The organism is Rhizobium sp. 05L419 (assembly GCF_056397845.1).
Map to the genome: position 1 here is coordinate 1 of NZ_JBFTOF010000056.1, position 7,671 is coordinate 7,671.

Annotated in this window: 10 protein-coding genes and 2 pseudogenes; 3 read left to right on the plus strand and 9 right to left on the minus strand. The window is 57.4% G+C overall.

Going from position 1 to position 7,671, the window contains the following annotated elements:
* Positions 1-459 precede the first annotated feature (459 nt).
* From AC1DMK_RS30545 to AC1DMK_RS30570, 6 genes and pseudogenes are all read right to left on the minus strand, one after another.
* Positions 460-777 carry a hypothetical protein gene (locus tag AC1DMK_RS30545; RefSeq protein WP_477863976.1) on the minus strand — a complete coding sequence of 106 codons (318 nt, stop codon included), beginning with the start codon at positions 775-777 and terminating at the stop codon, positions 460-462.
* Positions 778-937: 160 nt separating this feature from the next.
* Entirely contained in the window at positions 938-1,219 is a 282-nt protein-coding gene (locus AC1DMK_RS30550; RefSeq protein WP_477863977.1) for a hypothetical protein, read from the minus strand.
* A gap of 172 nt (positions 1,220-1,391) precedes the next feature.
* Positions 1,392-1,721, minus strand: a complete 330-nt coding sequence (locus AC1DMK_RS30555; protein ID WP_037069010.1) for a DUF982 domain-containing protein — start codon at positions 1,719-1,721, stop codon at positions 1,392-1,394.
* A gap of 982 nt (positions 1,722-2,703) precedes the next feature.
* A complete protein-coding gene (locus AC1DMK_RS30560; RefSeq protein WP_080725705.1) occupies positions 2,704-2,946 on the minus strand; it encodes a hypothetical protein in 243 nt (80 codons plus the stop codon).
* A gap of 259 nt (positions 2,947-3,205) precedes the next feature.
* Positions 3,206-3,451 (minus strand): hypothetical protein, encoded by a 246-nt coding sequence (locus tag AC1DMK_RS30565; RefSeq protein WP_477863978.1) that lies wholly within the window; start codon positions 3,449-3,451, stop codon positions 3,206-3,208.
* Between the two features lie 306 nt (positions 3,452-3,757).
* Positions 3,758-3,913: pseudogene (locus AC1DMK_RS30570) on the minus strand (rhodanese-like domain-containing protein); the annotation flags it as partial.
* Between the two features lie 376 nt (positions 3,914-4,289).
* Between AC1DMK_RS30570 and AC1DMK_RS30575 the strand changes: the two are divergent.
* Together AC1DMK_RS30575 and AC1DMK_RS30580 are read left to right on the plus strand one after the other, a co-directional pair.
* Positions 4,290-4,451, plus strand: a complete 162-nt coding sequence (locus AC1DMK_RS30575; RefSeq protein ID WP_477863979.1) for a hypothetical protein — start codon at positions 4,290-4,292, stop codon at positions 4,449-4,451.
* Between the two features lie 140 nt (positions 4,452-4,591).
* Positions 4,592-5,113 carry a hypothetical protein gene (locus tag AC1DMK_RS30580; protein ID WP_477863980.1) on the plus strand — a complete coding sequence of 174 codons (522 nt, stop codon included), beginning with the start codon at positions 4,592-4,594 and terminating at the stop codon, positions 5,111-5,113.
* Positions 5,114-5,437: 324 nt separating this feature from the next.
* Here AC1DMK_RS30580 and AC1DMK_RS30585 read toward each other — a convergent pair whose 3' ends face one another.
* The 3 genes from AC1DMK_RS30585 to AC1DMK_RS30595 form a co-directional block, all read right to left on the minus strand.
* Entirely contained in the window at positions 5,438-5,653 is a 216-nt protein-coding gene (locus AC1DMK_RS30585; RefSeq protein ID WP_037069015.1) for a hypothetical protein, read from the minus strand.
* Positions 5,654-5,901: 248 nt separating this feature from the next.
* The gene (locus AC1DMK_RS30590; protein WP_477863981.1) at positions 5,902-6,333 is read right to left on the minus strand and encodes a DUF982 domain-containing protein; all 432 of its coding nucleotides are present in this window, start codon (positions 6,331-6,333) and stop codon (positions 5,902-5,904) included.
* Positions 6,300-6,485, minus strand: a complete 186-nt coding sequence (locus AC1DMK_RS30595; protein WP_477863982.1) for a hypothetical protein — start codon at positions 6,483-6,485, stop codon at positions 6,300-6,302. The genes AC1DMK_RS30590 and AC1DMK_RS30595 overlap by 34 nt, the downstream gene beginning before the upstream one ends.
* A 352-nt stretch (positions 6,486-6,837) precedes the next feature.
* Between AC1DMK_RS30595 and AC1DMK_RS30600 the strand changes: the two are divergent.
* Positions 6,838-6,960, plus strand: a pseudogene (locus AC1DMK_RS30600) (ATP dependent DNA ligase); the annotation flags it as partial.
* Between the last annotated feature and the right edge of the window lie 711 nt (positions 6,961-7,671).

Sequence of the window (7,671 nt, forward strand, 5' to 3'; positions counted from 1 at the left end):
CATCATCGAAACTGCATAGAGCGCTGCTTCAATCGAATGAAGCATTTCCGCCGCTTCGCAACACGCTATGACCGCAGAACCATCCACTTCGAGGGCTTTGTCCATCTCGCAGCAGCGATGATCTGGCTCCGGTGAATGTCGATCCGGCCTAGTGCAGCGTTGTGCATCGCGCCAATGGTGGATCTCTTTCTGCGAATTCTGAAGCGCCCTCATTCGCCTGGAATTGGGCTAATTCAAGCGACAAGTCTGCCGGGCACGTTACGCCTCGCTGATAGCTTATCAGGAGATGAGTGACTGCCGCTCGCAGAAGCGGGGCGTTGGCCGACATCATGCTGTCGCTGAAGCCGGCCCTGCGCAAAACACCTTCTATTACCTTGAGTTCTTCGAGCAACAGAGGTGACGTAGAATAGATCGACATAGCGCCTCATTTCGGTTTGGGGAAGTGCAAGGCCCTAGGTCTTAGATGATGGTTCTTGAATGGCTCTTTGCAGCCTGTTGCCCAAGAGTCATTCCGCGAATGGCGTCGCGATGAAGTGGACTGGCTAGAGGGGGCGCTTTCCTCTCGGGGCGGCCAAAACGCCTCTCCAACTCCGCAGCAAGGTCTGACGGCCGAGTCATGCCTTCTTGGAACTGCCGCACCAGTAATTTTGCAGCAATATTGGGGCCTGCAGTCCTGCCGGCCAGTATGTTGCCTGTATATCCTGCATCCGCGAGAACTTTCTGAAGCGTTTTCAGATTTCCGGCAGGCAACGGTTGGATGTGAAAATCGGAAGACATAGGTCCTCCTTTCGGTCGGGGGCTAGGGTATGGTTGCCCTTAAGCAGCAGCGCGCCCTGAAGATTAGCTGTCTGAAGGATCGACACTGCGCTTCTATTAGAAGCAATGCAACAAGCTAGAGGTTCACCTGACAAAAGGGCCCTCAAATTGCACACGCCTCCTAGAAGGACTGCGTGATGTCGAGGACAATGCCTTCGACGTCGATACCTAGTCGGTTGGATTGACACTTTCCGGGAGGGGTTTCCCTCTCCGCATCGACAGCGGCTAAAAGTGCGTCTTTAGTCTCGTAGCCATCCTGAAAATAGTCGAAGAGTGTCGATGCCGCTTGGCATCCTTCGATACTGTTGGGGTCTTTCTTGTGAATGGAACACCATTCCGAAAGCGCCTCGAACACGACATGGACGTCGTCTCTAAAACTGATGTGGTGGGCTAAGCTAACCATCTTCGCTACTCCGCATAGGCAGAAGCGCGAAACTCCCAAGCGGTCGTCGCCATAAATGCTGACCGATGAAGCAATCATACTCCCTACGGCGCCAACTAGCTATAAACAAAGACATGACGATGAGGGAGGCTACCGACCAAGCTCTCAGAAAGGGCCGGCCGCACGCACTCCATCAATGCGCCCGCGGTCTCCATGTATGCTTCTTCTTCGGGCGCGTTGATCCCGGCGGCTCCAGCATGGCAGGGTCGAGGATCAGCGAGATATTCGCGTCTCTGGCAGCAAGAATGAAAGCCTCGCGAGCTGCGTTGCCGTTGATCTGCGAATCGAGCGCCCTCAGACATGCGGCCAGAGTGCCGCGCCACGTATCGCCCTTCTGGTCGTCTGGCCAATTAACGAGCAGTGTTTCAGCGATGTCGGCGACTGTTGTCAGAGCCCGGTATTCGCCAGGGCCACTCGCAACTCCAATCCAGCGTATCGGTACACGTGATGAGTTGTCCTGCATCGCATCCTCCCGCGCAGCAGACGCGACTCAACGGGATTGAAGGGCATTCGTTCCGGCAGTCTCGTCGACATAATAACCGAACAGCATCTTTGCCGCCTTCGAGCCACATGACGAGCACCGTAGCAGCGGTTAGATGTCGGTGATCAGGCTATGCCTTATGCGCGAGGGGACCGTTTCCCGGTCGAATGGCCGGCGTACTCCGCAGCTCGTGCACTCCACCAAGATATCGGTGTGCGGCGGGCAGACGTTCAGATATCCAGGCGACCAGTTCATATTCACAAAGCGCATGCGTGTGTCCTCGTAAGGATCGACCGCCGCATGTCGAAGGGGTTGGAATTGGCTCCCGCCCGGAGCCGAGCAGATAGATGGATCAGGTGTTCCTCGTCGTCAAGATGGGCTTAGAGTGAGACGCGCGATCGGCAAAGCATAGCGCTACGGTGTAAGCGAGTACTGCCTGCCCGCAGCTGCCAGCTCTGCCGTTCGACGCAATCCCTAGCGTGTCAATAATGACAGCTGGACGGGGCGTGCGGCTTAAAGCCCTGGGCACAGATCGGATTCATCGGACGCTTGCGATCCATCATTCGGGGGGTAAGCATGCCATTGGTCGCCGGGGTCGTCGACGCTGTGTGTTGCTTACTTACTGCCGTTGGGCTGGATTGCTGTGTCGATGAAACAGGGGCCGCCTTAGCTGGCTCAAAAGTCGAAAGATTGAGAAGCGCAGCGACTGCTGCAGCTAAGTAGAGTGTACGGTTCACTGGCATTGTCCTTCGGATGGCGGTGTCAGCAAAAGCGATCACCGCATTCAACGCATTTAAACCTCCCTGGGAGGTCATAGTGCCAGTATATGAACCGTTGATGTCAGTGCGCCGATGCGGGAGGTCAGAAACCGTCTGCCGCGCATTTATTGATGATGTAAGTGAAGGGGCGCGAAGGGCTCCATGAGTCGCCATTCCCGACGGGCAGCAAAGTTCAACGCGGTGCGCTACGCTCTGGGTCCATCCCGATTGAGATTGAGGCCGCGCGCGGCATCGACGATATGTCTGAGCTGCGTCCCGCGGACGCCTTGCTGATAAACATCGATGGTGATTTCGGCAATACGATCCGCCTCCTCGGAGCCAGGCTCTACTCCGATGTCATGGCAGATTGCATCTAGAACTTTGTGGCAAATGCGCAGGTCATCGGAGTGCAGCCGCTCATTGTCACGACTGAATTGCTTTTGAGACATCACAACCTCCTCCAGAGGAACATCTCCATTCGCCCATGACTAAGAGGCCGGCTTGAGAGCGGGAAAATGTCAGGGACTTTGGAACAAGCCGAGGCGACCGCCGCGACATGCCGCTAAAACGCGATAGCCCCGCGATTGTTCCGATGAAAGAGTGTCGGTGGCATCGGCGTTCTAGCACGAAGTCCGGCAAGCGACGCTAAACGTCGATCAATGTTTTGAACTCATTCCCCGATATGTCGCTGGCCGCCGGGAACAGTGATCATGATCTGGCGAGCGGTATTGAAGATGGCTTGTCATCGAGGCTATCGACGCGGGTTAAGACAACCGAAGCACCGTCCAGGGTTTTGCCTCGTTTAAGTCGCGCTCTTTTGGTGGCTTCGGCGGCGTTCGCTTCAATCTCGGTTGCATGAGCCTCCTGCAACGCGGCACCGATCTTCAGTTTGTTTTCGACAGGGCGATTTTCGTCTGTAGCTCGCATGATCTCACCGACCACCAACTCACGCATTGTCGGATGAGCCCCATAGCGGGCCAAGAAATTTCGTCGGTAAGCCGAACGGCAGCCCACTCGAATGCCTCGACTTGGAGAGGTGTCATGTCGGCGAGGGCAACCCGCTGAGAGGCAAGAAAGGCTTCAGCCTGCAGTCCTTGGCTAGCGTCCAATCGTGCCTGTATCCCAGCACCAGGAATGAATTCGGAAACAATCCAGACCGCCAACAGGGCGGTAAACACCAAAACCTTACACCGATCCTGACGCCCTTCCGCCCGCAGTCCGGTGCAACAGCCAGCCAATATGGATGGCGAGCTGCTGTTGGGCGACTTCGGCAAAGTGGAGTCGGAAAGAACCCGGAACGAGCCGGGGATCGGCGGAAAAATCCTCGTCGTTGCGAACGTCGATAAGCCTCGGAGCCCAGGGGGGGCCGATCAGACGGTTTAGCTTTTCAGGTGATATTTCAGTGCATGACGGCACCGCGCGTCCCTCCGTTGTAACAGTTCGTTGGACGCAACACTTCAGCGTGACGCCTCAATGCCGAGGTGTTGACCCTTTGTGGTAATCTCGACAAAATTTAATGGTCTTCCTAACCGTTAGTGCACGGTTGCATCCTAATTTAGTTGTCACGCAACTGGCGGGTTGTTGCCAAAAGCCGGTGCCGGAACGTCTAAAGTATCTACGACCGTGCCCATCTATGATTCGGAGGAATAGCGCATGCGAAAAATCGGTAGTCTGACCCTTGTGAGCTGTGTGTCCGCGACACTCGCTGCCACGCCTGTCGTCGTAGATCTGCACAGCCCCCTGATGCTCACGACATCGATTGCCCTTGCTGGCAATGGAAACGGCGGTGGGAATGGTGGCGGAAACGGTGGCGGACACGGTGGCGGGAATGGCAGTGGAAACGGCGGCGGGAACGGCGGCAGCAAGAGTGAAAGCCATGCTTCGGCTGGTCACGGAAGGTCCGGGCTTTCATCTCGCGACACAGGCGAGACCGGCCAATCACGCGATCCGATAGCGACCGCATTCGGGAAGCTTTTCGGCATCCACAAGAACGAAGAAAAGCGCGTTGCGTCCAAAAAGGCTCCAACGGAAACCGCAAAGGCCGAGAAAAGAGATCTGAAGGCGGCCAAGCCTACGCCAAGGCCGGCGCGAACTTTGGTGACGGAAGTCGCTGCGGTCGAAGCGGAAGAACTGCCCTTGAATGAGAAACCTGAACTTGCCGCAAAGCTCGGGGGGCTGCATTCGCTGCAGCGCAATTATCATGCGTACCTCAACTCCAGCGATCCGCGCATGGCCGCCATCCGCGACTACGTCGTTGCCTATGCTCAATTCGAGCTAGACAACGGCGTCGATGCCGTTCCGACAGATCCAGCCCTTAGCGACCAGGCCCTGAGCGCAGCGCTACTGACCGCAGCGAACAAAGATATCGGCACGGTGCAGCAGCCGGGCGAAATTGCGGTGGCAGATCCTGAAGTGATGGCATGGGCGAAAGACGTTCTCGGTGTCGGCCCCGCCGTCGGCAAGATCGACCAGGTGCGGGATGTCATGGCGACTAAACAGCCGACCGACGAGCAGACCGATGAGATAGCGGAAACCGATCCTGTGATCGGGCCGGAAACAGGAGAAGCGGACAAACTGGTCAAGCCGGATGCAGGACAGGTGGCCGGAGTCGAGTAATTCCGTTCAACGAAGGGCGCTGCAATTTCGTCCGATCGGAATGTTATCCAAACGAGCACAACCACGGCGGGGGCTACCGCCGTTGTTGCGACCATCTTGTGCGCGCGGCTTATTTGGAAGGTACCGCCGTCGATGACAATCGCACGCATACTTTGGTTCGGCACCGTACGTTAGCGTTGTTCCGGGAGTAGAACCACTTGTCCAGCGACAAGTGACCTGCTCTGGGTGGAGGACCGCCGAGTGAGGCTGAGTCCGAACGGGCACGGACTTGGGTGTAAAAGCTCTTTGGTTCCTCGCCTGGTTCGCTCATTTTCTGCCCTCAAGTCAGACCCCGAGGATGGCGTCGATCTCGGCGATCAGGGCAGCATAGGTCTCGATATGCCGGTAATACTCGGCTTTGATTTCGTCGGTGATGTCAGACAATGGTCCGTCACCTTCTTTCCGGAAATGACGAGCGTCCTTCTCCTCCATATGCCGGATCTGTTCGCGGTGCTCCTCGATCTTATCGCGATACTTTTCTCGGATATCCGCCAGGCTCATTGCCGCCTCCTGTTCGCTGGAATGTTATCAAACACTGGCGCGAAATCGACGGCATCGCAACTACGTTTTCTACGGCCTCGCCACCGGAAAACAGCCAGGTACTCAGCCTTCACGATTCCTTCGTCCGCTTGGGTACCATTCAGCACCGGAGAGATGGAAGAGCTGAGTCCGTGCGTCTTTGATTCGCGGGGACGGTCCATCGTTTTCCCTGCGTTCCGGTTTTCCGCGAGGCATCATGGCGGCGATTCTCACTGAGCCGGCTGCCTCCATGGGTGCTTCTTCTTCGTCCGCTTTTCAGCCCCTCCACCTGGCTCCAACATAGCTGGGTCGAGGATCAGCGTGACATTCCCATCTCGCGCAGCAAGAATGAAAGCCTCGCGGGCTGCATCCCCATTTGTCTGTGGTTCCAGCGACCTCAGGCAAGCATAAATGGCGCCCTCCCATGCATCGCCCTTCTGATCATCGGGCCATCTTCCCATCAGCGTTTCAGCCAGCTCCGCGACGGTCGTCAGCACCCGGTACTTGCCCGGGCCTTTGTCGGGATTGCAGGGGATTCGTTCCGGCAGTCTCGTCGACATAGTAGCCGAACAGGAGCTTTGCCGCCTTCGCGCCGCATGACGAGCACTGGGACGAGGGGGCCGGCGTTTCAAAATCCCCCGCCGTTGGTCACTCTTCGCCATTTGTCTTCGTATTGCGCTGAGCTGAGTTCCTGGGCGAGTCCGATGAGAAGCCCTTCGGCGGCAACAGCAACGACAGAGGCGGCCGTGGCGGCGGAGGTGGGCGTGGTAACGGCAGCGGCGGCGGTGGTGGCGGTGGCGGTGGCAACCGACATCGGCCCGAGCCCCCGGTACGCGCAGCCTTGTCGGGTGTCATGTCATTTATTGAGGACACCGCCAGCCTGCGCATTGCCACAGCGAAGGCCTCGGCCCGCTCGCCTTCGTCGCACTCGTCGAGCCCTCAGCATAAATGCAAAGCCCAATGCAAATCCGACGAAATCTTCCCGAGCACAAAAGAGCCCGGTGAGGAGGGAACCAACACCGGGCCTTGTTGGCTGCTCAAGAGGGCTCTCGCAGCCGGGTGCAACGTTCGTTTGGGCGTGCGTTGCTCTCTAAGAACAGCTGGCGGCCAGGATGGTTCCATGCAGCGCGACCGCCAATGTCAGGTCCATGAGAACTGGAGACGAACAAGGGTGGCTCCTTGCCGAGATCGAATATCGCGCCTGGACACATGACGGGAAGCTTCGACACGCAGCCTACAAGGGGCTGCGCGAGGTGCAGGATAATGCCGTTGTTTTCAACATCGAGTGAGACACGCGATCCGCAAAGCATGGCGTTTCGGTGGAAGCGAGCCCTGTCTGCCCCGCTGCCTTCAGCTCCGCCGTTCGACGTAAATCCCTAGTGTGTCAATAATGACAGCTGGACGGGGCGCGAGGCTTAAAGCCGTGGGCACAGATTGGATTCATCGGGCGCTTGCGATCCATCATTCGGGGTGCAAGAACGCCATTCGTCGTAGACGCGGCCGCTTGTTTACTTGCTGCCGTTGGGTTCGATTGCTGTGTCGATGAAATTGGAGCCGCCTTGGCTTGCTCAAAGGTCGAAAGGTTGAGGAGCGTAGCGACCGCTGCAGCCAAAAGTGTGCATTTCATTGGCATTCCTCCAGATGGCGGTGTCAGCAACAGCGATCACTGCGTTCACACAGTTAAACCTCCCTAGGAGGTCATAATGCCAGTGGTGTATGAACCGATGATGCCAGCGCCGGTGCAGGAGGTCAGAAGCCTGCACACTTCAGTCCGCGGGGGGCAGGATCGGTAATGGGCTGGGGGCGGCCATGGGGCATATGCATGCTTCCGCGGTCGGTTCAGGGCAGCGGAGACGGCGAGTCGCTGAGCGTTCTCAGATAAGCGATTACGTTCAGGCGATCATTTTCATCGGGCGCACCACGAACGTCCATATTTACGCCTGGCGTTGTGAGAGTAGGCCCGGCGATAAAGATGTTGAGGTCCTCGTAGGTCCATGACC